The sequence below is a fragment of the Alcaligenes sp. SORT26 genome, assembly GCF_017377875.1.
GTDB classification, from domain to species: domain Bacteria; phylum Pseudomonadota; class Gammaproteobacteria; order Burkholderiales; family Burkholderiaceae_B; genus Alcaligenes; species Alcaligenes parafaecalis.
Genome location: NZ_CP070975.1, coordinates 2,484,041 through 2,509,752 on the forward strand (window position 1 = coordinate 2,484,041; position 25,712 = coordinate 2,509,752).

General features: G+C 59.3%; 13 protein-coding genes. 1 reads left to right on the forward strand and 12 read right to left on the reverse strand.

Annotation, left to right across the window (positions count from 1 at the left end):
* Positions 1-16: 16 nt before the first annotated feature.
* The 12 genes from JYG33_RS11475 to JYG33_RS11530 form a co-directional block, all read right to left on the reverse strand.
* A complete protein-coding gene (locus JYG33_RS11475; protein ID WP_207872375.1) occupies positions 17-13,639 on the reverse strand; it encodes a filamentous haemagglutinin family protein in 13,623 nt (4,540 codons plus the stop codon).
* Between the two features lie 102 nt (positions 13,640-13,741).
* A complete protein-coding gene (locus tag JYG33_RS11480) occupies positions 13,742-14,719 on the reverse strand; it encodes a FecR domain-containing protein (protein ID WP_207872376.1) in 978 nt (325 codons plus the stop codon).
* Between the two features lie 17 nt (positions 14,720-14,736).
* A complete protein-coding gene (locus JYG33_RS11485; protein WP_207872377.1) occupies positions 14,737-15,285 on the reverse strand; it encodes an RNA polymerase sigma factor in 549 nt (182 codons plus the stop codon).
* 3 nt (positions 15,286-15,288) lie between these two features.
* Complete coding sequence (locus JYG33_RS11490; protein ID WP_207872378.1) at positions 15,289-16,020, reverse strand: TonB C-terminal domain-containing protein; 732 nt, start codon at positions 16,018-16,020, stop codon at positions 15,289-15,291.
* A 151-nt stretch (positions 16,021-16,171) separates the two neighbouring features.
* Positions 16,172-17,167 carry a peptidylprolyl isomerase gene (locus JYG33_RS11495; RefSeq protein WP_207872379.1) on the reverse strand — a complete coding sequence of 332 codons (996 nt, stop codon included), beginning with the start codon at positions 17,165-17,167 and terminating at the stop codon, positions 16,172-16,174.
* 11 nt (positions 17,168-17,178) lie between these two features.
* Positions 17,179-17,700 (reverse strand): YbjN domain-containing protein, encoded by a 522-nt coding sequence (locus JYG33_RS11500; protein ID WP_207872380.1) that lies wholly within the window; start codon positions 17,698-17,700, stop codon positions 17,179-17,181.
* Positions 17,701-17,732: 32 nt separating this feature from the next.
* Positions 17,733-18,446: a DNA repair protein gene (locus JYG33_RS11505; RefSeq protein ID WP_207872381.1), complete on the reverse strand. Its 714-nt coding sequence runs from the start codon at positions 18,444-18,446 to the stop codon at positions 17,733-17,735.
* Positions 18,447-18,449: 3 nt separating this feature from the next.
* Entirely contained in the window at positions 18,450-20,168 is a 1,719-nt protein-coding gene (locus JYG33_RS11510) for a putative porin (RefSeq protein ID WP_207872382.1), read from the reverse strand.
* Between the two features lie 43 nt (positions 20,169-20,211).
* Positions 20,212-20,931 carry a TonB family protein gene (locus JYG33_RS11515; protein WP_243430158.1) on the reverse strand — a complete coding sequence of 240 codons (720 nt, stop codon included), beginning with the start codon at positions 20,929-20,931 and terminating at the stop codon, positions 20,212-20,214.
* A gap of 19 nt (positions 20,932-20,950) precedes the next feature.
* Entirely contained in the window at positions 20,951-21,364 is a 414-nt protein-coding gene (locus tag JYG33_RS11520) for a biopolymer transporter ExbD (RefSeq protein ID WP_189392634.1), read from the reverse strand.
* 9 nt (positions 21,365-21,373) lie between these two features.
* Positions 21,374-23,335 (reverse strand): MotA/TolQ/ExbB proton channel family protein, encoded by a 1,962-nt coding sequence (locus tag JYG33_RS11525; RefSeq protein ID WP_207872383.1) that lies wholly within the window; start codon positions 23,333-23,335, stop codon positions 21,374-21,376.
* 51 nt (positions 23,336-23,386) lie between these two features.
* On the reverse strand, positions 23,387-25,000 hold the full coding sequence (locus JYG33_RS11530) for a ShlB/FhaC/HecB family hemolysin secretion/activation protein (RefSeq protein WP_207875831.1): 1,614 nt from the start codon (positions 24,998-25,000) through the stop codon (positions 23,387-23,389).
* A gap of 337 nt (positions 25,001-25,337) precedes the next feature.
* On the opposite strand from JYG33_RS11530, the gene JYG33_RS11535 reads away from it, so the two are divergent.
* The gene (locus JYG33_RS11535; RefSeq protein ID WP_207872384.1) at positions 25,338-25,709 is read left to right on the forward strand and encodes a hypothetical protein; all 372 of its coding nucleotides are present in this window, start codon (positions 25,338-25,340) and stop codon (positions 25,707-25,709) included.
* The last annotated feature ends 3 nt before the right edge of the window (positions 25,710-25,712 follow it).

The following is a 25,712-nucleotide window of genomic DNA, read 5'->3' on the forward strand; positions in this document are numbered from 1 at the left end:
ATCTCCCAGGCTCAGGCTACAGTGTCATCCGCCGCCGCTCCTCGGGCGTCAATCGATCCAGAGCGGATTGCGGATTGGCGCCCAGTCCCAGGACCTGCACCGTACTGTCTTGGCGATACGCAGAGGCATCGATCTTGGATGTTGCCGGGCCTGCCCCTGATGAGGTGGCCCCGCCCCCTGACTGCCCTGCGTCCCCAAATCCCAGAATCTGTACCGTTATGACCGATGGCAGATTCTGACGAGCCTGTGCACGAGCGCGGTTCACCGTGTCCTGGGCTGCCGAAGCGGCCGAGGACGCTGTCGCGCTGGCGTTGGTCAGCGCTCCGGTATTGACCGTCGCCACGACCGGAATCCCTTTGGACTCGCCCTGCACCTGAATATTGTCTGCATTAACCACACGCAGGGCGGCGATATTGATGTCGCCCGATACGCGTATCCCTGCCTCGCCTGCATCTACGGTTCCTAGCGGCGCAATCAAATCGATATAGCCGGGTGGAACTTCAGGAACAGGATTCAGCGTGGCAATACCCGCGCCGGTATTCGGTGTGGATGGCGACAGCGCCACATTGCCAAACAAGTCATAAACACGGCGTTGCGGGGTATAGACCACCGTTGTCTTGCTGCCTCGGCCAGCGTTGATGTCACCTGCGGCCGACCAGGCCAGAATGTTGCCACCAAAGGTCGTAAAGACCCGGCTCTGCCCCATCAAGATATCGCTTTGCGAGAAGAAGTTGATATCCCCCTCTCCTTGCGTAATCACCCCCGATCCTGGGCCAGGGTTGAAACCACCATCAACCCCTACCAGAGCACGGCCACCGGGCGTCAGGATGCTGATGTCACCCCCAAAGTTGGTATGAATACCGGCATCCAGCACATCGTAGAAGGACACGTTATAACCTGGCATTCCCAAGGCCTCCCACTCGGCTTTGGTCAGGTAATTCACCTTGGGCGTGGGTCGGTTTTTACCGCTCGTATTATTGACGTAGTCAGCGTCGTAGTAGAGCGCACTGCTATACATGGTCAAGTCACCGGCATAGCTCAGCGCCTTGCCTTGTGCATCCCGCTCCGGGAACAGGGTGGCAATGGCTTCACGACCACGCAAGTAGCTGCCTGCTCGCTTGCTGTCCCCATCGTTGTATTCCCGGCCTGAAGCACGCAATTCTGCGTAGTAGACGTTACGCAGATAACTGCGCTGCTGCTCGGGTGGCAAGGTATCGAAGAAGCTGCGTGCATCCATGCTGGCGGCATCAAAATGCAGACCCAGGCCGTTATCGCCCGCAAAGCGTGTTGTCAGCCAGTTGACCAGATGCAGTTGGCTCTCCAGCTTGTACTCACGCGCCAAGGGGCGGCTGGACGCGGTGCGCCCTTCTGCCCGGGCCTGATCGCGCACCAGATCCAGCTCGGCCTGTTTCTGATCCAGGAAGCTCTGGGCGCCTGCCTCGTCACCTGTGTAGGCAAACTCTCGCTGCAGCCACTGGGACAAGGTCAGGCCACGGTTATAGACGTACAGCGCCTTGCCCTGCTGATCGGCAAAAGGCAGCTCCAGATCAGCCTGATTATCGGGGTTCAGATAACGCGCGGCGAAGTCGTCCCAATGCGCGCCCTCGCCCATCCCTGCCGACACCGAAATGCTGGCACCACCGCCTCGACTCTCCGACACGGCAGATGCCAAAGGCCCCAGGCTCTTGATCTCGCCCTTGTCGGCCAAATACACATGGCGTCCTGCCGATACGTCCAGCAAACCAGGGCCCTGAATGTAGAAGCTGCTATTGCGCACGTCCCGGCCTGCTTCCACGATGGAAATATCGTCTGCCCAGGCGTGGGTAATCAGATTGCCACGTGTCGTAGCCGTGGGGCTCCAGCTACCCGCCACCGCATCTTGCTGCCCCAAACGAGTGCCGGAATCCGTAATATCCCGGCCAGCGCGAATCGCGACCGGAACCGAGCCTTCCATACGCGAGCCAGCCGAGCCTGGGGGATAGCCCAGCAAGACTTCTTGCCCGACACGCAAGCCCACAATGTCACCATTAACGGCGTAATAACGGGCGGGCTGTCGTTGCTTGGCGGCCGTCGCGATATTGACCGGGGTACCGAATACAAACAGCGAACCCGCGGTGGCACGACCACCGTAAAGGGAGGTGATCCCTCCATTAGTACTCACCGTAAACCAGTTATTCAGACGCATCGCCTCACTATCCACGTTGTGAATAATGCGAGGATTAAAGCCATGCTCTCCCCCACCGGTCTGAGACACCAGACCCACAAAGCCAGGGCGTATCGGGCTAGGCATGGCAGCAGGATCAGCAGTCGACGCCGAGAACACATAGCCCGCTCCCAGGATGGAACGACCGGCCAGGAATTGCAGCTCCCCACGACCGCTTGCATTCACAAACTGCTCGCCTATGGGCGATGGAGCCAAAACCGTACCAAAGCCGTAGCGCAGCAAACCGCCACTTCCCACGGAGACTGTAGCGTCACTGGCACTGGCGCCATAAGCAATATTGCCGTTAGCTGCTGTTGCTCGCAGGATAGATGGGTAGAAATGGCCATCCGCGTTATGGGACTGGTTTCGGTTCAGATCGCCCCAACGCGTATTTTCATACGCAATACGCTCGTCCCATGCCGTAGTGGGCGTCAAGTTGCCACCGGCACTGAACAGATCCACCCCGGTCGCCGGTGTCCACAAGGAGAACCAGGACCAGCCATTGCCATCGTAATGTTGGCCATCCACCGAAAACGGCGTGGAGTGCAACAAGGCCGTACGCCCTGGGTCCGCCACACTGCCCAGCACCAGATCGCCACGGGTTTGCATGCGCACCGCAGAGTCACCCAGGATCAGAATGGGGCCACCCGTCGCCGCTCCGCCCCCGGCGGTGTAGAGATTAGCGGGACGCGTATCCATTTGATCCGCGCCACCAAAGCCTTGCTTGATCCCGCCAATCGCCCCGGCATCCAGGGCTGTTGCGCCACGCAAGTTCACAAACGTACTGTTCAGATCATGCTCGTTCAGGCGCACCTCGGGATTCGGATTCAAGGTTCCCCCCAGACGCAGGATCAGATCACCGCCGCCTGTCTGCACCAGTTCACCACCCGGTGTGACACGGCCAGTGCTGCCAACCACCAAATGCAAGCCCTGACTGCGCGGTGTGTGCGACTGCTGGTTCCACGTGCTGCGAATGCCACGCTGATCAAGCATGCCTGCATCCGCTCCGGCTTCCACAGTCAAATTACCGCCGCCCAGCGTGCCTACGCCGGTAAAACCGGTCAGGAAAGGATCATTGGCAAACAACCAGGTGTCGTACTCACTGTAGTTACCATCCGCCGCCCCAGCCACATACGTACCGAAGTTGACCCACCAGGCGCTGGGAACGCCCTCGCTGCCGGACACGGCACTACCCGTACCCTGACGCCACAACCAACTGCCCACTGCGGTAGAGGCAATCTGTTGACGGGTGTTATGGAAGGTATATTCCAGGTCATTCCGACCGCTGTTATTGCCGACTAGATCCCCTTTCACGCTGCCCTGGGCACGCAATAGCAGGTTGCCGCCGTTTTCGGGATACCAAGCCTGATACAGGCTATCCGCCCCACCATTGACCAAGGACTCAAAACGCTTGCCTTCCTTGCGCAGGACCGTGCCATCGGGCAACTTGCCACGCGCCTGGTTATAGGCCGCGCCCATGGACGCCGACGGTGTACCGGCGGTATAGACCCCATACAGCGAATTCATTTCAATATCGCCGCCGGAAACCAGGTCCAGATCACCCACACCAGTACGCAATACGCTGAATAATTGCTCGCGGGCGGCCTGCGTCACATCCTCCATCTCGGGCGGTGTGGCGGGGGTCAACTCCCTTGCCGCCACCATCACACCCATTCCGAACTCATTCAGCCCCATAGGATCAATACCGATGAAACCCATGGAGCTCAGCTCGTCCACCTCGGCCTGGGTAATGACGGCTCCTGGTGTTGGCACAAAACTCAACAAATATTCGCCAAACATCAGATTGACCAACTCCTCAAACTGGCTAAGGTCGCCCCAACTGTACTCGTAGGTGGCAGGCGAACCTGTGCCTGGCACCAGAACGGTTTTAACCCCCAGACCAAAATGCGTATCGGCCAGCATCAGACGCTTATTGCTGCCCACAGCAGTCAGGCGATTATCGGCAGCAGCCGTATCCGCCCCGGCCACCAGTCGAATATCCCAGGACTGTGAACCTGCTGCCAGCATCGGGGCCAACGCCAGCATGCGACCTTGCATGTCATCTGTATCGCGCGGGCGCAGGTCCACCATTGCCACACCACCAGGCAGAATCACATCGGTTTCTGAAGGAACCAAAGATCCCTTGCTCAGATTCACAGGCTGAGTCAGCTTCATGGCCACGGGCAAAGGCACCCCTTTAGGCCACCAGGTCGCCGCGATTTGAGCGTCTTCTGGCAGACGGAAGCCTGCCGACAACTGCATATTGGCCTGCAAGACAACAGGCTCTTTCAGAACGGTACCGGCGGCATAAATCACTTGGCCGGAAGCATCCAGCACGGCGGCAGACAGGACCGTCCCTGCAGGCAGCGACAAGCTCTGGGCCAGGCTCACCAGACCAGGAATCAGCGTGTCACGCGGCAAGGTCATCGCGCCTACCGGCACGTCGTAATTCAAGGTGCGACCCGCTGCAAACTGAGTGCCTGTATCCAGGGTCACCATGCCACCGCGAGGGATGATCAAGTCACCACCAAAAGGCATGCGGCCTGCGGGCAGCACCCAGCTCTGATCATCCGCTGTCACACCCAGCACGGAGGTATCAAAGCCATCTGTCACGCTACCGAAGATCGCCAGGTCGCCAGCGGCGCGCAAGACCAACGCCCCTGCCTCTCCCGAGCCATAGAGCGAGCTTTTTTGGCTATGCGGGTTCACGCTGGCGTAGCGGAAACCGGACAGATCAATATCGCCATCCACATGCAAGTCACCATCCGGGTTGATGGCAGCGTTGCTGACAATTTCTACGCCAGGACGCAGGTGGAATTCATCGCCATAGGCACGCAGCCCGGCCAGCTTGCCTTGCATCAGAGCCTGATTGGCCAAGGCCTTGTTGATGAAGGTTTCGCTATCCTGGTGTTTCTTCTTCAGATAGTCCTGATCGATGCGCTGATAACTGCGGCCATCCACGGTCAAATCGGTACCTGGCTCGGCATCGTCGTATTGGTAGAAGGCATTGACGGCGATGGACTTGGCGCCGCTGATATTGAGCGCGCCACGGGCATCAATATCCACATCATTGCCCGTTGCGCCACCCAGACGTGGGGCATTCAAGGCCACGGTGCCATAGCGTGCGTCCGTTCCGGCCACGCTCAGATTCATGCTCATGCCATCGGCCAAAAGCAATCGTCCCAGACCCGAATCAAGCTCAATGACCGCGCGGTTAGGTGCTTCAATGACCTGTCCGTAACTGTCACGGCGCAGAACACTGGCGCTGGTATCCAGAACAGCGGTACCGGCTAGTGTGAGGCCGCGCTTGGCAGCCAGACGAATACTGCCTGCCTGCTCGCCGCTGGCATCCACCTTGCCCACCACGGTCAGGCTGCCATTGTCCACGGACACGTTGATTTCACGGGCTTTGAGCTCGTCGCCAATAGTCAGATCACCCTGACGCAACTGGAAGCTGCGACCACCCCAGACCGAGCCTTCGTTCAAGCGAGTATTCAAGGCGGCAAAGTCGGCAATCTGCTGTGCGCGTGCCTCGATAAAGCCTGCGCCAAACGGCACCAGCGTGCCACCGGCATCGTAATGCCCGCTGGCGGCACCGCTGATGCGGCCACGCAGATCCAGCAGACCGTCCATCGCCAAGGTCGTCAATTTACCGGCGCGGTTTTGCTGGGCGGACAGATCAATCAGGGAAGCGGCATCCTGAACAACATTGCCACCACGGCTATTCAGGATGACATCCCCACCCCAACTGTATTTGCTGACATCAAAAAAGCGGATGGGACGGCCTGCCATATCAATCTGCGCACCGTCACGCAACATCACATCGCCTTGTGCGGTCAGGGTCAACTTGCCGCTCGGCAGCAAAACCGCACTATCGAAATTCAGATAACTACCTGCATCCAGCTTCAACTCCGCACCCAGCGACTGGGCGGCGGTCGCTGCATCGGGCTGCACATAATTCGCACCTTCGGGACGAACGGCGTTAATGCTGCCACCGGCGCGAATATGGTTGACCGACCCTGCCTGCCCCGTAAACAGAGGCGTGCTGAAATTCACGTCTCCACCGTAGTAGGTCCAATCCTTGGCGCTTTCATCCCAGGCACCACGGCTGTGATAGACCGACAAAGAACCTTTGTGATTGGCCGTGATGCGTTCGCTGGCATTGAAGTTCACCGTGCCAAAGCCCAGAGCCAGACGGTCATGCGTGCCAACGGTATCCGGCTGACTGCGTGGGCCATAACCAAACTCGATCTGCTTGGCATCAATAAGCAAACGACCGTTGCCCGTACCTGCTCCGCCCGCAATGATGTTGCCTGCTGGTGTTGTGGCGCCGTTCCAGACCAGGATACCTGTCTCGATACGCGCCTGAGTGCTCGCATCGCCGTAGCCGTAAATGGCTGGGGTGCCCAGCACCAGACGTTCCAGAGCCGACTTGCCGGTCGCCGGATCAATCGTGCTCAGGTTCACATCGCCGTAGAAGTTCACGGCATCACGTGCCGTCAGCACCAGGTTTTCCAGTGCGGGGGCACCCATTTGCGTGTCACCACGCAAGAGGCGTTCCAGAACGGACTGATTCAGCGTCAGCCCTGAAGGCAAAATACCCTTGGCGGCAGCCTGGGCCAGCGCATCCGCTCCACCCACATTAATGCCACCCATCGCCAGTACCAGATTGCGTGTGCCATAGCGCACGGACTCATCCAGCTCAAAGGATTTATTGGTGGCCGCCGTAATCGTGCCTTCCGAGTACAAACGGGTTTCACCGGAACAAGTGGCTCCAGTCGCGCAGGTCCCGATATGCAGGAAGCCTGCACCGACGGCACCCCAACTATCATCCGCTTTGGGGGCTGTCACATCCAGCCAACCATTGCTAAGAGCCAACACCCCTTTCTGACCCGGCTCCAGCACATAGCCTTCGCTGGAATCCCACGGCGCAGCGCCCTTGCCCAAGGTGTTGATCGTGGCACCTTGCTCAACAATCAGACCTTTTTCACGGTTACCGACAACCAAAAATACCTGTGCGGCTTCCAGCACCGCGCCATCACGAACAAAGATCGCATCCGTACGGGTGCCACCCAAGCTGACGCGCCCCGCATCGCGGGTAGAACCATAGCCTTGCAACGCAAAGGTCGACGTCGGCGAACCACCAATACTGATCCCCGCCGCGCCCAGACGATTAAGCATGCCTGACTCGACCGACATACCCTCAAAACCAGCCGTAGGCGCAGCACCGTCGGCCAGCACCTCGATACGAGAACCTGTCAGCACCACCGTACCGCCACGGCCATTGCGGGCCGGTTCAAACCGGCTTGCGCCCTGCGCGATCTTCAAACTATGAGCAGCCACTTCCAACTGGCGAGCATCTCGCTCCAATTGCGGACGCGGCACGCTGTCGCGTGTGGCCCAATCCAGACCGAATTGCGAGTAAGAGGTTTCGTTGTATTGGGAATACTGGCGCAGGATATCGGCCGAGGTCAGCACCACGCGGGACGGCAGCGTGTCCACGATTGCGGTGTTCGCTACACCCAGACGTGCGGCCACATTGTAGGAACCGTTGCGCATGGCAATGGCGCCGCCCATGGCCGCATTCGCACTTGCAGCACCGCTGATTTCAACGCGATACGCACCCGGCAACAAGGCATAGGTCGAAGGCAGCAAGGTATACGTGCCTTCTGCCAGGCCCGGCACACCCGCTCCGATATGAATCTGGCGACCCACCATGGGATCACCTGCCCCATTTTCAGCAGCCAGCGGAGCAACGATTTGCTGCACACCGGGCACCACGGCATAGACCGGATTGCTGGACAGCTCGGGCAAGATAAAGCCGTTGGCGGTACTTTGAATCAAGGGATGCAAACGGGCATCGGTAGAGCCACCACGCCCGGTCAGGAAGCCTGCACCAGTCAGCTCACCCCCACCCGACAGATCCAGCAAAGCCCCTTCCTGTACATCAACGCTCGTCGCTTTCAGGTTCAAGTTACCCAGCAAACCACCCAGGCCTACATACGGGGCATCCAGACCACCGTAGTTATAGGTCAGGCCATCCACGGTGCCACCGTACGGCATGAGCAGCCCCGCCGCACTGACCGAGCTGATACTGCCAGGGCGTAGCACCAGCGAGGTAGGAGCCTGCAGTCCACCCCCTACGCCAATACCCAATTCCAGTTGACCCAAAGGTGCCAGCAGCACCCCGCCTTGATCAATATTGGCCGATTGCAAACGCAAGATACCCAAAGCAGAATACGGCTGCGACACATCACCACTGCCGATGCGTTCAATGCGCAGGCTACGCTCGGGGTCGAACAACAACTGCGGGTTATTCCACTGATCACGCGCAATGTGACGGCCGGCCAGCACTTCCGCCGTCACCCCCGTACCCGGGTAGATACGACCTGCGGCCAGAACCAGATTACCGTCAGTCAGCAATTGCGTACGGTCACCCACGGTATGCTTCAAGAAGCGCAGATCGTTTTGGCCTCGCAATTCCACCGTATCAAAGCCAGCACGCGACACCTCTGCCTTGCCATCCTGCAAGGACGTGCCGTAAGCCCCAAAGGCGACTCGGTTGGCGATATCCAGCACACCCGCCTCAATCAGCAAATGGGCATCGTCCAGCACCTCCACCATCTTGCCCACACTGCTGGCGGGATCCTGAATCAGGGGAGTGACGTACTTGTCGCGGGTGGCACGCGTTGCGCCTGCCAAACGGACATGGGGAGCAGCCAGCCTGATTGTCGAACCGACAAGAGAACCGGGCGCCAAGGCAATTTTGGGTACAGCCAGATGCAGGCTTTGCCCCATCGTCAGGTCCACGCCGTCTTCAATCGACAAGATACCGTTGGCCAGCAATGCCAGATTGTCGAAACCACCGGACTGGATACGATCCACACCGATACGGGCATGGCCGTACTGCAAACCGGCATCTGCACGACCGGGTTCCAGATCGGGCGACAGGTTCTCCAACTGCTGCTCGCGCACCAGCGTCATTTCACGGTGTGCCAGCACCCGATTGCTCGGCCCGGCTGCCAGCGAATAGTTAGGCGCTTCCAATGCCAGGGACAAGGTGCCGCCTGCCGCATTGGCACCCCCGGCCTTGGCCTGCATGTCTCCATCCAGATACAGACCATTAAAGCTGGCCAGATGGATCACGCCCCCATTCGAGGCCAGGGTCTGTGCGCCCTGACCGGGCAGATCCAGCGTAGCCGAACTGCCTGAGGCCAGCAGACGGGCGCCTTCACGAATCACAATAAAATTGTCGATGGCATTGAAGGCCGTAGCCGCAGCCTGGTACTTGCTGCCAATCTCGATACGACCACCGTTCAGCACCTTGCCATAACGCTGGCCCTGGCTGTCTACCGCCGTCATGGCCTTGCCCGACACATCCAGCAAGGCCGTACTGCCCAGCCAGACCGACCCATCATGGCCCTTGATATGGTTAGCGTCGTCGCCCCCCGAATTCAAACCATAAATGCCAACTTTTCCGCCTGCGGCCTGCAAGGTGCCATCAATCGTGATCTGACCATTTCCTTGCAAGGTGATGCTCTGACCATCATCCACTTTGATCAGGGCGCCCCGTCCAACGGAGAGCGAAGGGCCACTTGGGTCCACACTTTGTTTTTTGTACTCATAGCCGGAGCTCAGGCTCAGACTGGCCCCGCCACGCTGGCTGACCGCCCCCTTTTCAGGAGACTCGCTAAATTCAGGTGGCAGCCACAAGGTGGCGGCCTGCCACGGATCACTACCCGTCGCCAATTGGCGGGCAGCGGGCAAATCCAGCAACATGACGGGTCGGTTCAGCGTCAGATTGGCATCTTGCGCCACGGCCACCCCAAAGCCGCCCAGCACCTCGTACTGAGCAAAGCCTTTTTGGAATTGGCTGCTATCCAGATGCAGCACGGAATCCACCGCGACGTCCTGCGTCAAACGGGTACCGGCACGCAACAAGGTTCCGGCCGCATAGCTCAGCTCGGCATTGGCAACTGTGCCTGCTTTATACACACCGGCAGAAGGTGCAATCGCGATGCCGTTGGGGAAAATAGCCGGTGGCAGCACGTAATCCTTCGGGAAGCTGCCCGGGGTCAGGATCTCCATAATCACGGTGCCTGCCGGCAAGGTAGGAGGCGTACTCCAGCTATAGCCATCTACCCGCAACTGCTGGCCGTTAGACAGCCACACCATATAACTGGTGTTTTCATTGCTGGGTTTGGGCAAGGTCCAGGCCGTCGTCAAATGAATCCAGCTAGCCGGATTGGACTGCTCCACTTTGGGCGCACCACCAATGACTTCACCCGCTGCTGCGTGAGTACGTGTGTAGTGAAAATCCACGGGCAAAATTGCACCGGGGGCAATGGTGAACCCTTCCAGGGTCACCAAGTCAGCCAAAGAGGCCTCGCCCGCCTGCAGCACGCCATCACTACCGGCGACAGTGCCACCCAGGACAATCGCATTACCGCTTTGGAAACGCATGGTGCCGCCCCCCGCGACACCATGCCCCCTCACTTCCCCTTCAAAAAACAGCTTGCCACCCATACCCGTGGCATTGGCCAGATGTGCATCGGCCGCCAGGGTGATATTGCCGCCCTTACCACCCTGCACGGAACCATCAGCCATATAGGTCGCGCCCGAGGACACGTCCAGCACAGCATGTTCTGCCACGATCACATCACCGCTACTGCGCAGTATGATCTCGCCCCCGTTTCGCCAGGGCAGATAACGCATATCGCGGCTGTCCAGCTCCTGATTGCTCCACAGACCACGAGCATCCAGCCTCACCCCAGAATCAATCTGTGTATGCGTGGTGTAGCCCGCTGGCGTATCCGCCACTTTGCTAAGCTGCCAGCCGTTGCCGGAACTGATCCATTTGTCGACCAGATCACCCAGCACAATACGACCGCCCTGTGCCGTCACATCAGCATGCACATCCACTTGTGCCGCATGCAAGGCCACTTCACCGCCCAAGGCGACCGCGAAAGCCTCGTTCACAGCCACGTTGTGGCTGGCGTAGACGCGCAAGGCACCCAGGCCCATTTTCGTTAACCAGTCCGAATCCAGCGTGATGGACGAAGACGCGGCATCCGACGCATCACCACTGTCTTGCCCGCTGGTCTTGCCAATCACCACTTTCTCGATCAAGGCGCTGGGGGTGTAGCGCAGATTTTGTGTGTCCTTGTCGTAGACCGGTATCCAGCCACCCAGAATCAGTTCGGCGCGACGAGCGACGGCGGTTTGAGACTGCTGATAGCCGTCCAGCCTGGCAGCGGGTGCCTGAATCTGGCGCGGGCCCTGATAGGTTTCGGATTCGATATGGCCTTGCAGGTCGGCAGCCTTGGTCGAGATAACGAGACGACCGGCATCACGCCCTACCGTATAACCTTCTTCGTAGCGCTGTGTGGGGGCCAGAATCGGATTGTAGAAACTGCGGGTTTGACCCCAGCGTGCGCTGGTCTGCTGGTAGCCCTTGTACAAGCCTTCGTAGAGCAGATCGCCCGGGGCGCTGTCTACGGAGTACAGACGTCCATCCACACCCCGCAACCAGCTTTGACGAACAAAACCGCTTTGCACATCCAAGGTGCCACCGGACAGATTGATGATGGAGCCCGGACGCGTCACCACGCTGGCACCGCTGAACTGCACGGTGCCGCCCTGGGCCGACCACTCACCAATACCGTGGCTGGCTACCCCCAGGTAACCGCCCACTTCCAGGAGCCCACCTGCCGTATACCAGCGGTCTTTCTCGTAGCCATTGGTTCCGGCTGGCACAAACACCAGATTGCGACGATCCAGCCAGACATCGCTGCTGCGCAGATTGTCGCCTTCGCGGTTAACCGGGGCATCGCGCTGCTCGTTGCCCTGGATATTGATCTGCACATTATTGGCTTCCATAGCCACCCGCACGCCCACGTGGCCGGAGACATCAATCACGGCATCTTTGCGGACGTCGCTGTTCTTGGCCGCATCCACAAAGACCTGGCCGCCCGTGGCCAGGGTCAGGCTGTCGGCATCGAACACAACATCGCCACCGCTGGCAATTTGCACCAGCGACTGGTCACGACGATGGCGCAAGCCATCGCCTTCTTTATCGGATTCTTTGATCAGGGCTTCGCGCTGTACGTCCAGTGCGGTCGCGGCGCTTTCATCCAGCACGATAGCGGTCACGCTGTCTTTGCCCAAGGTTACAGTGGACTGGGCATCGGTCTTGTTGTTCTGCAGGTGAATGGTGCCGCGAGTATGCACCGAGGTACTGGAAACCAGCACGCCCTCCTGACTGATCGTGCGCCCCGCCAGGGTGATGTCGCCGGTTGCAGCCTGGATCAAGCCCTTGTTTTGTACCTTGCCGCTTTTATCCGCTGCACCCGCTTGCACCACAACCGTGTTGCCACGGGTCGTGGAGTTCACATTTTCTTCTGTCCCCACCCCTTTGCGGATGATGAAGTTTTCACCCGCCGCCAAGGCAACTTGTCCGCCGGGCGTGGAGATACTGCCCGCGTTCACCACTTCCTGACCCAGCAAGAGCACATAGCCCCCGCCCTGGTTCACGGTCTCGGAGGCATGCGTGCCAATATGCGCACCGGCCTGCACTTCAATCTTGCCCTGCGCATTGGTAAAGGACGCTGTGTTGGCATCCTTGCCGTACAAACCTTCAGTGAACTGCTTGTCGGTCATGGTGGCCGCTGCCGTCACCAGATTGCGCACGTTGATCTGCGAGGAACCACTGAACACCACCCCGTTCTGGTTCACCACCATTACGGTGCCGTCGCCCTTGATGGCCCCCTGAATCTGGCTAGGTGCCGTGTCCGCTCCCACCACGCGGTTCAGCACCGCATCGGTGGCTTTTTGCTGGAACTGCACCGTGGTGTTGCGGCCCACGTTAAAGCTTTCCCAGTTCAGCACCGCTTTGCTTTCGGTCTGCTTGATAGCCACATTGTGCTGGCCCTTCTCTTCCGTATGGACAGGGCGCTCGGCTCCGGTCCATACATGCAGATTGCCTGCGGCATCACGGTCCCACACCCCGCCTTGCACGTAGCCCTCTGGCACTCCGGCTTCTTTAGCGGCGGCCTCGCGCGCGGCTTTTTGGGCAGCCTGTTGCGCCGCAATGGCACTGGCCGTGCGGCCCAGATTTTCTACCGAGCGTGCTAATTGCTGACGCGCTTCGGCATGTTGGCGGGCTGCAGAATTCAGTACGCCATTACCAGGGTCTGCGATAGCGCCTTGCGCACCCGACACATTGCGCTCTACCGCGCCCCTGGCGGCAAACCACGCCCCCGATACGGGCTGACTTTGTGCGTAAGCCTGTGCACTTAAACCACCCGTAACCAGCAAGGTCGCAATGGCGCGTGCGACCGGCGTAAGGCGATTCCGGGACTTGTCGCGAGAAGCTCTATCGACGTGGTTTCTAGGATCAGATGACTTGGAAGACAAACTGCGTAGGCGTGGCGACATTGCTTGAGGTTCCCGGCTTAAGACTGGAGGGATTTCGTATCCATATCTACAAGACTGGTTTGGACGAGAAATCAATCACCCTAATTTTGTTACTTTATGTAACTAAGCCTGCCTTAACAAGGCAATCCCACCGGCCAGCTCTTGCACACGTATGCCCGACATGGCGCGCAGCATGTCCAGGGCCAAGTCCATATCGCTGATGGACAGGCTTAAATACACCGGGCGGCTTTTCAGGCTATCGCTATAGACCACGATCTTGCCGGGCCTGTAGCGGTTCAGCTCCTCCACCACCTCGGACAGAGCCTGGCCTTCAAACGCCAGATAGCCGCGACGCCAGGAACTGACCTGATCCAGATTGGGTCGCTGCACGGCTTGGATACGCTCGTAGTCGTAAACCGTTTGCTGACCCGCCTGCAAGGTGACGGTTTGATTGGCTTGCACCATCATTTGTCCTTGCAGACACGTCACCGTGACCGTGCGCCCGGTGTAACGCACATTGAATTGCGCCTGCTGGGCCTGCATACGCCCCGGCCCGGCCTGTACGTGAAGATGACTAGTAGCGCCATCCAGCACATGAATTTCAACCTCGCCTTCTACCAGCTCTATGCCTGCACCTTGCGCGGTATCGCGGCGGTTGAGGCAGGTCTGGGTATTCATCTGAATAGCCACAGCCTGACCGATCTGAATTTCACGCTGCTCGCCCACACCGGTCCGAAAGTCCGACGTCAGCTCCGTGAACGATGGCCACAAGCCCCAGGGCGGGTGCACCACACCAACAACGGCCAAAGCCGATGCGGCAAACGCCCCACCCATAAAGGCGCGTCGGGCCGTAAAGACGGGCTGGGCAGCGGGTGCTTTCCATTCCGGCAATAAATGCCTTGCTGCCTGCAAACCGGGGGTCACGGTGTTCATTGTCACCATCACTTCCCGCCAGGCCGCACGGTGCTCCGGACTTTGCTCCAGCCATTGCTGAAAATCCTGGGCATCAGACTGCCGGGCACTGCCCGAATGCAACTGCACCCACCATTGATTGGCTTGGGTGCGAATGGCATCGGATAGGGAGGATGAAGGAAGACTCATGGTGCAAACAGTAGGCATCAGGAAAGACTGTCGGAGACACTGACACCCACAGCATCGTTGAATTGTTCTGCGCAGCGCAGGCGCAAATAGTCCAGCGCGCGCATCATTTCCTTGTTCACCAGGGAAACCGAAATATTGTACTGTTTGGCGATCTGGGCATAGGTCAGACCATCCACCCGCGAAGCCATCAATATCGAGCGCTGACGGATGGGCATATCCTGCAAAACAGCCAACAACTGCGCAGTCGTGATGCGCGCCCAGGCGCAGCGCTGGGTGTCGTAACTATCGTCAGCAATATGGGTCAAGGCATCCAGATCCATGGCCGTCAGCAAGTTGTTGCGCTGCTTGTAAGAATCAATGGCGATATGGGTGGCCATGCGCAGCAGGTAGGCTTCGTCGTTATTCACCGACACGCCATTCCCCACGCCGCCAATCCGTATCCAGGTTTCCTGCAAGGCATCGGCGGCATCCTCACGCGAACCAATCGTGCGCTCCAAGCGACGACGCAAATGCGTGTAGCGGGCAATCAGGCTTTGGCGCAAACGGCTACGCAGGGCGTCGGACATGATCTACTTCCCCGCCTGCACCGGACAGTCATCACGCACATGGCCCGAGACCGGGGCCAACAACAAGACCAAGGGTTGCGGCAAACCGGCATCGGGCGCGACACCCATTGCCAGCTTGTCCAGCACCCGGCGGATTGCCGTATCACGGCCCGCCTGCCCGGTAGAGCCCAACAAATGCACGCGCTCTACCTGCCCATCCGGGTTCAACCAAAGCTGCATGGCCAGGCGATAGCCGCCGGGACGCGTCAGGGGCCTGCTGCACAAGTCATTACGCACCGTCTGCTGCACACGCGTGACATAGGCGCTGTAATCATGGGCGCCATCGCGTACACCGGAGATATGGCTCAAGTTCAAGGGACGCTGCCCGGATGGCGCCCGGCCCGGCTTGCTGTCAGGCAGACGGATCACAATCGAGCGGTTATCCAGGTAATAGGCTTGCAGGCCCGAGCCCTCCAGCAAGGCGGCCAAGGCCTGGGTGCGTGTCATCTCGCCACGCACCGCTGGCATAGGTCGCTGGGGATCAGCACCGTCCAGCAGCACAGAGAGATCAGAACGCTGCCCATACACTTTCAAAGCCTGAGCCAAAGGCTGGGCCGCAATGTCGAAAGACAAGCGTTCAGAAGAATTTAGCAGGGTGTCAGCATCAGACCGGGCAACTGCGAGACTTGCGCAGGCAAATAACAAGAAAGCACCGAGTAACACCGCCACACTGATCGCCACCTGAGTCATGGTCATGCGCACGTTAATTGGTCTAGCCGCGGCGTCGGACAGTGAAACGAAAAGGGGTGAGGCGAGGCGATTGTAGAAGTCCCCAATGACAACATAGTGACAGTCCAATCCCGCTTTTTTCTTGGCGCACTGCCCGGCCGGACAGTGCGCTCTCTGCTCAAGGCTCCTGCGTCTGTTGCAGTAACTGACTCAAGACCTTGCCATCCACGGTCACCGTATCGGCATCCAGCATGCCTGCCACATACGCCTGGGTGGCTTCCTGCTGTCGCTGGCGTCGCAAGGCATCGCGCAAGGCAGGCTCGACCTCCGCAAGCGAACGCAGGCTGGCGGGGCGCAGCTCCGCCACTTTCAGAATATGCACACCATCGGCCTGCACAATCGGATCGCTGACTTGCCCCGGCTCCAGCTTGGTAACGATGGAACGCATGGCGGGCACCAGTTGGCTCAAGGGTAGAAACCCATTGTCGCCACCCCGCTCGGCGCTGACTCTTTCGTCCGAATGCTCTTTCGCCAGGGCTGCAAAATCCGCCTTGCCCTCGCGCATTTGCTTGACCCAGGCATCGGCTCTTTTCCTGGCTTGCGCCAAGGCCTGTTCATCCTTGTCCGGCACGCTTAGAAAGATCTGGCTCAGACGGTACATGGGAGGCAATTGGAACTGATCCTGATTGGCCTGATATGCCGTTTGCAGATCCTGTTCGGACGGATAGTCGGCCGCGGGCTCAGACACGGATTGCAGATAGCTGCGCAGAATGACCTGGTTTTGCGCTTCTTCAATCGCGCGATGGACTTCGGCCTTTTTATCCCACTCCTGGGCCTTGGCCTGCTCCACTACAGCTTTCTCGGCCAGACGGCTGCGCAGCCACTGCTCCAGCACCACACGATCATTACGCATGGCGTCACGCTGGGCAGGAGGCAAAATCTGCAGGAATTGTTGCAACTCGTCCTGGCTGACCGCTACTTGTCCCAAGGTTGCGACCGCCGGTGTGGCAACGGTCTGGTTTACCGTCGCAGCCGGTGTGCTGATCTGCTGCCCGGCAGGCGCTTTTTGCGGCTGCTGGGCTTGGGCATCACCATTTTTTCCACAACCCACCAACAAGGCCGACAGGCTCAGGGCCAGCACACTTTGCAGCAGGAATTTGGGGTGCGTCATCATGCTCACCGGACTCAGGCCTGGGCGGCTTCAGTTTGTTCGGTTTCGGCTGGCTCAACCGGCGCTGGCGTTGCGTCTTGCTCGCCAGCCGCCTGTTCACCAATGACCGCCTGATTCGCCGCCGCGTACTGGCGCAGGAACAGCAGGAACTCTTGCAACAAGCGATCCCACAATTCAGCCGTCGCTTGCAGATAGGTCGGTGCAACACCACCGGCCACAATCACGTCCATTTCCAGCACCAGAAACTCGCCTTGCACAGCCAAACGGGCGAAGCGCTTGCCGATATTCCAGGCTGACTCGATCCCGGCAGGCATCTCGCCTTGCACACGCAAGGCGCAGCTCAAGGTGTAGTCCAGTGCTTGATCGGCTTCATTCGCCGGATTGCCCAGACGCAGCGCAAAGCCAATGCCCTGCGAGGCCGACAACAGTTGACGATTACCAGCCTGTTCGGACTCGGTGACGCGATAGCCCATCTGCTGCAATAACTCCTGCAATTGCTTCAAGGAGACGGATTGGATGGTTTGGGAGTCAGTCATACATATTCCTTGTGGGTATCAATCAATAAGGCTCAAGGCGCTACCGGCGGCGCTGTCGTTTCGGCTGCGCCGGGCGTGTACAAGCCGTCGTAAAGCTTGTCGCCCAACGCCTGGGCGTGCTCGTCAAACTTCACACGCGCCGAGGCGGCCAGCGGTTGTCGAATCTTGAGCAAATCACCGGTACTGAACTGCTCATACGCCGCCAGAATTTCTTTCCCGGCGGCATACAGCTCCTTGTTTTTTGCCGTACACAGCGCCAATTCCTCTTCACGCTGAGCCAGACTGGACGCCAGGCTGGCTCGCTGCGTTTCTGTAGCACGAGCTTGCACCTGCAAGGTTTCAAACTCGTTACGCGCACGGCCTAATTGCGATTGCGCTGCCGCCACTTGCTGACGAGCAGAGGTCTTGATGCCCTCCTGCTCGTCTTTCAGGGTTTGCGCCTGCTGGCTGGACTTGTCCAAACGGGCCTTGAGCTGCTCGACTTCTTTGCGGGCCGCATCACGCTCTGTTTCTGCGGCCGTTTTCGCCGCCGTCAACTGCGCTTGCTGGCTTTGCAACTGCTGCAATTGCTGGGTGCTGGAGCGCAACTGCGTGCGCAGTCGCTCCTCCATATCCGATTTTTGTGCCATGGCTGGGCCAGCCCACGGGCCCAAACCCGCCAGCAACACAGCGCACAGCGTCATGGCAAAAGGCTTGCGCCCGCTTGGCTGTACACGCTGCTTCCAGGATGAATTCAATATCTTCATGGCTTAGAACCTGGCGTTAAGTTCAAGCTGGATGATGTCGATAGACAGCGGCGCACCATACACTTCCTTGGAACTGCTCCAGCGCAGGTGACCTGTCACGTTCTTCTCGAAGGCGTAGCCTGCACCTACAAAGTAGCCACGTGCATTGGTGCCACCCAGGTGGAAGGAAGAGTCGTTATAGCCATCGGGCATGGCATCCGGTTCGATGTACTTGTAGCCCGCAAATGCCAGCCAGTCGCCCTTGTCTTTCAGGCCCAGGCTGCTGCCCAAGGTGGCTTGCACCATCCAGGCATTGCCACCACTTTCGATGCCGGTCGGGTTGCCGGAAGCATCGTAAGTACCGTTGGAGGCGATGTTATGCAGGCCACCAGCGCGATCGGCCATCTTGTTGCTGTCGTAGGCCAGGTTACGCACGTAATTACCGGCAAGACGCAGGCTCAGGCCATTCATGACTTCGGTGTCCCAGCGCATGTTCACGTCCAGCAAGTTGAACTTGGAAGCCAGGCCCACGTACTGCCATTCGTTCCAGTTCTTGGGGTCTGCCGACCACTGGCGAATGTCACGCAAGAGGAACACGGTATTGCCCTTTTGCATGAAGGCTGGGCGCGACCAGTCGGTATCGCACACATCGCTGGACGAATACAGCGTGCAGGCGCTGGAGCGCTGGCCCGCGATATTGTCGAAGTGGTAATACGCCAGGCTACCGCGCAGATTATTGCGCTCGTTGATCTTCCATTCGGCACCGATCTGCGCACCCAGCAGCCATTTGTTTTCACTGGAACCTTCGGACAGGCTATTGCGATCCCACGGCGTGTTGGCGTATTCCAGCGCGTACGCACCCAGGTTACCGAATACCGTTACGGGACGATCTGACAGGGCGTGTTTGAAGGCAGCAGAAATACCGTCCACATTCAGATCAGACGACCACAGCAAATCGGTGGAATCAAAGGGGCTGGACGCACGGCCCGCCACAATGGTGGCCCAATCCGTGGGCCGGTAGGACAAGTAAGCCTGATCCAGCCACAGGTGCTTTTTACCCATGCCATTACCCAAGGTGTCGGACGTGGACACCGGGTTGTCGTCGCTCCCCGTGGCCAGACGGATACCCGCCTCCCAACGCTCGGACAGCGTCGCTTTCACTCCCAGACGGGCACGGATACGCCACAGATTTCGACGGTCCTGGCGGCTGTTCAGATAAGGAATCTTCAGGCCATACGGCTTGTTCTCGACCACGGTCGGAATGGGGCCGTTGTCGTTCCACTTGGCAAAGTTGATCAGCTCATTGCTGTTCGCACCATCCATCAGGCGCGACTCGTTACGCACCCGTACATCGCCCTCAACCGTGATACGCGACACCCAATCCGGGAAGGTATTGGGCTGGGCCCAGTTTTCGGCCTTGGCCTGCGACATGACTTCGTTTTTGACTTCCTCGCGAATCTGCTCACGCACCGTTTCGGGGATGTAGGTCACGCGCACATCACCCGGCTGAGCCTGGGCCGCACCCGCCGCACCAATATCAGCTTTGCGGGCCTGGGCCGCTTCTGCCTCGGCCTGGGCCACCAGCGCATCGGCCTGGGCCTGTGGCAAGACCCCTTGCTGCACCAGCAAGCGAATCAGATTAACGGTGGCGTTCTGGGATGGCGCCTGAGCCAGCACGGGGCTAGCTGTGCAGGTCAAGGCCAGCGCCACCGCGCAAGCCAGCCGAGTAGGATGGGATTTCATGAAAAGCGCACTCCAAATCATTCGGTCAAAAATGGGCAGACAATCAACTGGGCCTACGACCCGTCACCTGGGCACGAATAGGCATGCTTACCGACGCCGGGGGCCGCTCGCTCAAGCGCCCTACTTCACGCAAGGCGGCGATCAGCGCCGTATCAATCTCGGTATCGCCCGAGGACTGCGACAGGGCGACACGGGTAATGGACCCGTCTTCGGTCAGCCACAACTGCACCTGGACGCGGTAGACCAGGTTGCGGGTGCGGCTGTCTTCACGCAGGATCTTTTGCAGCGCATAGGCCAGGTACTGGCTATAGGTGGCATTGCCTGCACGGCCACCGCCGCTGCCGCCCATGCCCCGCCCCTGTCCGGCACTGATGTTGAAGCTGTCAGTACCGGCCTGGGCGTCGCTGTCCATTTGCATCGGGTCTGACAAATCGTCCGATGGCGTGGGAGGCGCTTCATCCTGCGGTTGAGGTTCTTCAACAGGCGTAGGCTCGGGTTCAGGCTCCGGCTCGACCACTTCCTCTTCTTTGGGCTCTTCAGGCTCTGGTGGAGGTTCGGGCTCGGGCGGTGGTGGAGGCGGTGGCGGCAAGGGAATCAACATGGGCTCTTTGGGCACCTGGCGTTTGATCCCCGCCATGTCATTGGCCCATTTCCAGACCCACCAGCCCAGCAGCGCCACCAGCACCACAACCAGCACCCTGATAGCCAAGCGACGCCAGCGTGCGCGTTCGGTGGCTTGCGGTTTGGATGAGTTTGGCAACATCGTTAGAACACCAAGTAACTTACTGAGGTTTGCCGGTCACCAGACCGACCTGGGACAGCTCCAAGCGCCGCAACACATCCAGCACTTCCACCACTTTCTGGTACTGCACGATGCTGTCGCCGCGCACAATCACCGGGAAGTCCGGGTTCAGGGCTTTCTCGGTACGCAGGCGGTCTTCCAGCTCGGGCAAGGTCACCGGATACGCATCCAGAAACACCTGGCCCGCCTCATTAATGGAAATCGCTTTGGTCTTGGGCTGGACCAGGGACACGGTAGAACTGGCCTTGGGCAAATTCACCTGAATCCCGGAGATCTGTGCGGTGGCGGTCAGGATGAACATGACCAGCACCACCATCAGCACATCGACCAGCGGGGTAATGTTGATACCGTCAACGGCTGCGGAATCATCGTCGTCGTCTCGTAGGGCTGCCATGTCCGTTCCTTATGCCGAACCAGCAGCCTGGGCGTTCGCCAGATCAAGGTCAGCGCCTTGAGCCAGTGCCGCCTCGTGCTTGTCATGTTTGCTCTTGGGCGCGGCCGTGTTCTGACCATGCACTTCGGCCAGACGAGTCACGAACTCGTCCACAAACACACGCATATCGGCGCTGACCTCTTTATTGCGGCCAACCAGGCGGTTGTAGCCAAACAAGGCAGGAATCGCGACGAACAGGCCCATGGCGGTAGCCAGCAAAGCGGCGGCCATACCGGGGGCAATGGCGTTGATGTTCACATCCCCTGCCATCGCCGTGCCCAGGAACACGACCATAATCCCCAGCACCGTGCCGAGCAGACCGATATAAGGGCCACCGGCAATCGCGTTGGACAAGATGCCCAAACGTGCGCCCAGTGCCTGATTTTCTTGTGTACGTACGCCATCCATGGAAGCACGAATGGCTTCAATACTGTTGGGGGACAGCGCTTTCATGCCTTGGGCCTGACGGTTGTGCAGCTCTTTCACACCCATGCGATACAAGCGCCATAGCGAGGAGTGGGCAAAGTTCTGTTCGGCCTTGGCGTCGGTCTGCACCGCATCCAGCTTGCCGCCGGATTCACCAAAGGCGTCACGGAACTGGCGGTTGGCTTCTTGCACACGGCCTACCTGGCGGCTCTTGCGATACATGATGACCCAGGACTGGAACATCATGAACACCAGCACGGCGATCACAATCCAGGCGTCCATAGGCACGGCTTTGAGCAGGAATCCCAAGGCGCCAAAACCAAAACCGGACTGCTCTTCATCCACGCCGTACGCCACAAGGCGGGACTCGGCACCCTGGGCCAGCGCGTCGGCATAAATCAGGGCAGCAGGTCGGGCGATCTTGGACAAGCGCAGCTCGTCGATAGCACCGACAAAAGGCGCGTACTGAGTGGCAGGTACGGCGGCTGGAGCCGCGCTTTCAGTAGCGGCAAGGGCCGGAGCCGCAGCGGCACCCGCTGTTGCACCCTCGGCAGTAGCCGTTTCAGCAGCAGGGGCCACAGGAGTCGCCAGCACAGCGCCCGGCACATCCGCACCCAGGGCGGCAACGGTATTCAAGGGTGGCAGGCTGGCATTCAGCGAAGCCGTAGCACGGCCTTGCACGTACAAAATGACTTGGCTGCCATCGGCTGTAACGGCCAGATGCTGCCAGGTATTGGGCGACAAAGGCGCACCGGCCGGGCTGCGTTGGCCATTGATTTCTACAAAGGGCACGCCCTGGTCCAGACCGATCAAAAAGCTGTTCGCGCCATCACGACGGGCATAGACTAATTGCTGGGCTTGAGGCTGGTCTGCACGTACCCAGGCACTAAAGGAAAAAGCACCGGCAGCAGGCACCGCCAGGGAGGGGCTGGCAGGCAACATCAAAGGCGCAGCACCCACAAACTGGGCGGCACGGCCGGATACCCCATCCGTCACTCCTGCTGGGGCCGTTTGAGCATGGTTGGTATAGGCTGTGCTGTCACGCGAAGGCGCACCAGCGGCACCATCAAAGTGGTAGACCAGGGTGTAGTTGGGATCAAAGGTGATCTGGCCGTTGGAAGCCACCGGGGCTTTCTCATTGCCGTAGTACATCCAGATATCCTGCTTCTGGCTGGCCATCACCTCGGGAATATCCACCCAGATCAGCGCCATGCCCATCAAGGGATCAAAGCTTTCGATCTGGTGGTTCAGCACGGTCTGATCATCGCCGGACACAAAGCGCAGGTCCGAGCCGTTTTCATTGGTGCCATCAAAGGAAAAATTGCCGGTGTGCAGACGCACCAGCAAAGGGGTGCGGCCTACGTTCTCGCTGATCGCGCCACCCTCGGGCGTGGTATCAACGGAGATTTGCTTGCGGTACTGCCAATCAGGCTGCCACCAGGCCTGCGCCACGGCGGGTAGCCAGCCCACCATCACGGCGAGCATCAAAAGAAGAAGGCGTTTCATGATCGAATTACTCCGGGAACAAATTCAGGCAGATTGTTCTGGCTAAGGGGGTCAGAAGGAGGCGCGCAGGCTGAAGTGCACACGCGGATCGTGTCGTTCGGTGTTGACGCCTTGCGTCAGGGGATACGCCCAGTCGGCGTGCAGGGACAGCCAGTCAAACATTTGCAAACGCGTGCCTATGCCCACACTGGCCAGATGAAAGCTGGACTCCTGTTCGGGCAAGGGATCGCGCAAACGCAAACGCGCAACATCGCTAAAGGCATAGAAGCGCCACTCGTTCACCGAGGGGCCAATCCAGCGGGCCAAGGAGGGAGTGCGCAGCTCTACGCTGGCCATCCAGCCATCGTCCGCACTGCGCTCGGCGGCCAGATAACCGCGTACGCTGGTCGCACCACCGGCGGAAAACTGCTCGTTGGAAACCAGAGCGCCCGAGCCAATCTGAAAGCCCACGCGGCCATAGGCCTGCCAGTCTTTGGCAAAGGTTTCGGTGTGGTTCAGATCACCCTTGAACACCATGAAACTGGGGCTGGCCATCCAGCGCTTGTAGTCGAACTCTTCCCATTCGCTGTTCAGGCCAAACAGGCTGCGGCTGGCACCGGTCAAGGTCAGGCCCACGCTGGTTTGCGAGTCCTCGGTGTAGCGGTAGCCGTTATAGGCCAGCGAAAACGGCAGATAAGTCAGCGGTACACGGTCACTGGTTTCGCCAAAGCGGGTCTGCTCTTCAAAATCCTTGTAGTCCATACCGATCGAAGCGGTGTGGTACCACGTACCGGTCTGCGGGAAAGTGTAGGTGGCATGAATGCCGTAGGACTGGCCTTTGCCCAGCACATTGGTGCCGCCTACGGTAGAGACATCGCTGTCCGACTTGTAGCCGGAAAAAGCCAGACTCCAGCGTGGCGACAGAGGCATGGTGTAGGCCGCCGACCAGACCTTGGCGTCCTGCATGTCGCGCGGAGCGGTGAAGTAGGTCAGGGAGAAGGTATGGCCGCTTTGCCAAAGATTGTCGTGACCAATAGTGACCATGCCGCGCAGCTTGCTGGTGTCGGCGCTGTAATCATTGTTCAAGCCCACGCTGGCACTCCAGGGGCTTTTATCGTCAACGCGCAGATCCACATCCATGGTGCCGGGCACGCGCCCTTCTTTCACCATGGGCATGACCTGGCGGCTGGCACCGCGATTCAATTCGGCCAGTTCGGCCTGCGCTTTGCTGAAATCGGGCACCTGCCCTTCTTGCAAGGACGGTACGCCATCACGAATGGCCAGCGGCGAGTAGTGTTCCGCACCGACCACGCGCACGCGGCCGACCTTGGTTTCCGTTACCTGGAAGAACACCACGCCATCGGCTACAGCCTGCTCGGGCAGATCCACGTAGACCGATTGATAGCCTTGGGCGTTATAGACTTCCTGCAAGGCATCGCGTGCTTTTTCAATATCACCCAGGCTGCGCTCGGGCCCCAGAAAAGGATAGACCGCTTTTTCAATACTGCGGGCATCCAGCACCGTGTTGCCACGCACAATGTATTCATTAATGTTGACCTTGCGCTCGGCCTGCGCAGAGGCGACATGAGGCAGCAACAAGGCCAGCGCCATGACTGGCGCAGCACAAAGAGGGTGGCCCCTCCACCCGGACAAACGGACCTTGCGCCCTGTAATTTCTGCTGGCATCACGATGCTTACGATCCTCAATCTGATGAGCGGTGTGCTTGTGTGTCCCGTCCGATATCTGAGCTGGGAAGGCACGCCGCGCGACTCGTTGACATCTAGACGCAGCAGAAATCAAAAACTCTCGTTTGTAACAAAAACTTCATATTTCTATTTGGGCGCTGGGGAGGGCAAAACGGCCATATGCCTGACAAATAGCAATACTTGTTGGGGACCATGAACGGGGCGCGATGCGCTGCGCCTGTCACAAAAACTTCACGCATCAGAAAGGCGGCTTGCGCTAGGGTGTGGGGACTCCGAACCCGTTTCTGGTTTCGCATTTATTGAGTGGTACTGCCCCATGCGCCCCGTACTTTTTTTCTTATTGTTTTTGGCCCAGGCAAGCAGTTTCGCCCAGGAGAGCACGCAAGCCGAAGCGGCCAGGAAGCCGCAAGGCGAGGCATCGCCGGGCTGCGTCAGTGTGGTGGTGGATGGGCAGGCGGCGCTGTCTTACGATTGCTTGAGCCAGCAGATGCAACCCAAAACAGGGCCGGGGCCCAGCACGCCAAGTATGGGATCGGAAGCAATCATTCAAAAAGGCCCGAATGCGATGGGCTTGGTGAACCCGGCGACCACCAGCAATCGCATGGGGTCGAATTTCGGGACGTCGGCTTATCCGCAGCGACCACCTCGGCCGACCGCCCCCTCGCCGTTCGCGCCGCCTAATCCTTGAAGC

Excerpts from the sequence above, each read along its gene's own strand:
- JYG33_RS11515 (WP_243430158.1), bottom strand. The coding sequence starts at position 20,931 with ATGTTGCCAAACTCATCCAAACCGCAAGCCACCGAACGCGCACGCTGG.
- JYG33_RS11510 (WP_207872382.1), bottom strand. The coding sequence starts at position 20,168 with ATGAAATCCCATCCTACTCGGCTGGCTTGCGCGGTGGCGCTGGCCTTG.
- JYG33_RS11530 (WP_207875831.1), bottom strand. The coding sequence starts at position 25,000 with ATGCCAGCAGAAATTACAGGGCGCAAGGTCCGTTTGTCCGGGTGGAGG.
- JYG33_RS11485 (WP_207872377.1), bottom strand. The coding sequence starts at position 15,285 with ATGTCCGACGCCCTGCGTAGCCGTTTGCGCCAAAGCCTGATTGCCCGC.
- JYG33_RS11490 (WP_207872378.1), bottom strand. The coding sequence starts at position 16,020 with ATGACCATGACTCAGGTGGCGATCAGTGTGGCGGTGTTACTCGGTGCT.
- JYG33_RS11475 (WP_207872375.1), bottom strand. The coding sequence starts at position 13,639 with ATGTCGCCACGCCTACGCAGTTTGTCTTCCAAGTCATCTGATCCTAGA.
- JYG33_RS11505 (WP_207872381.1), bottom strand. The coding sequence starts at position 18,446 with ATGAAGATATTGAATTCATCCTGGAAGCAGCGTGTACAGCCAAGCGGG.
- JYG33_RS11520 (WP_189392634.1), bottom strand. The coding sequence starts at position 21,364 with ATGGCAGCCCTACGAGACGACGACGATGATTCCGCAGCCGTTGACGGT.
- JYG33_RS11500 (WP_207872380.1), bottom strand. The coding sequence starts at position 17,700 with ATGACTGACTCCCAAACCATCCAATCCGTCTCCTTGAAGCAATTGCAG.
- JYG33_RS11535 (WP_207872384.1), top strand. The coding sequence starts at position 25,338 with ATGCGCCCCGTACTTTTTTTCTTATTGTTTTTGGCCCAGGCAAGCAGT.
- JYG33_RS11525 (WP_207872383.1), bottom strand. The coding sequence starts at position 23,335 with ATGAAACGCCTTCTTCTTTTGATGCTCGCCGTGATGGTGGGCTGGCTA.
- JYG33_RS11480 (WP_207872376.1), bottom strand. The coding sequence starts at position 14,719 with ATGAGTCTTCCTTCATCCTCCCTATCCGATGCCATTCGCACCCAAGCC.
- JYG33_RS11495 (WP_207872379.1), bottom strand. The coding sequence starts at position 17,167 with ATGATGACGCACCCCAAATTCCTGCTGCAAAGTGTGCTGGCCCTGAGC.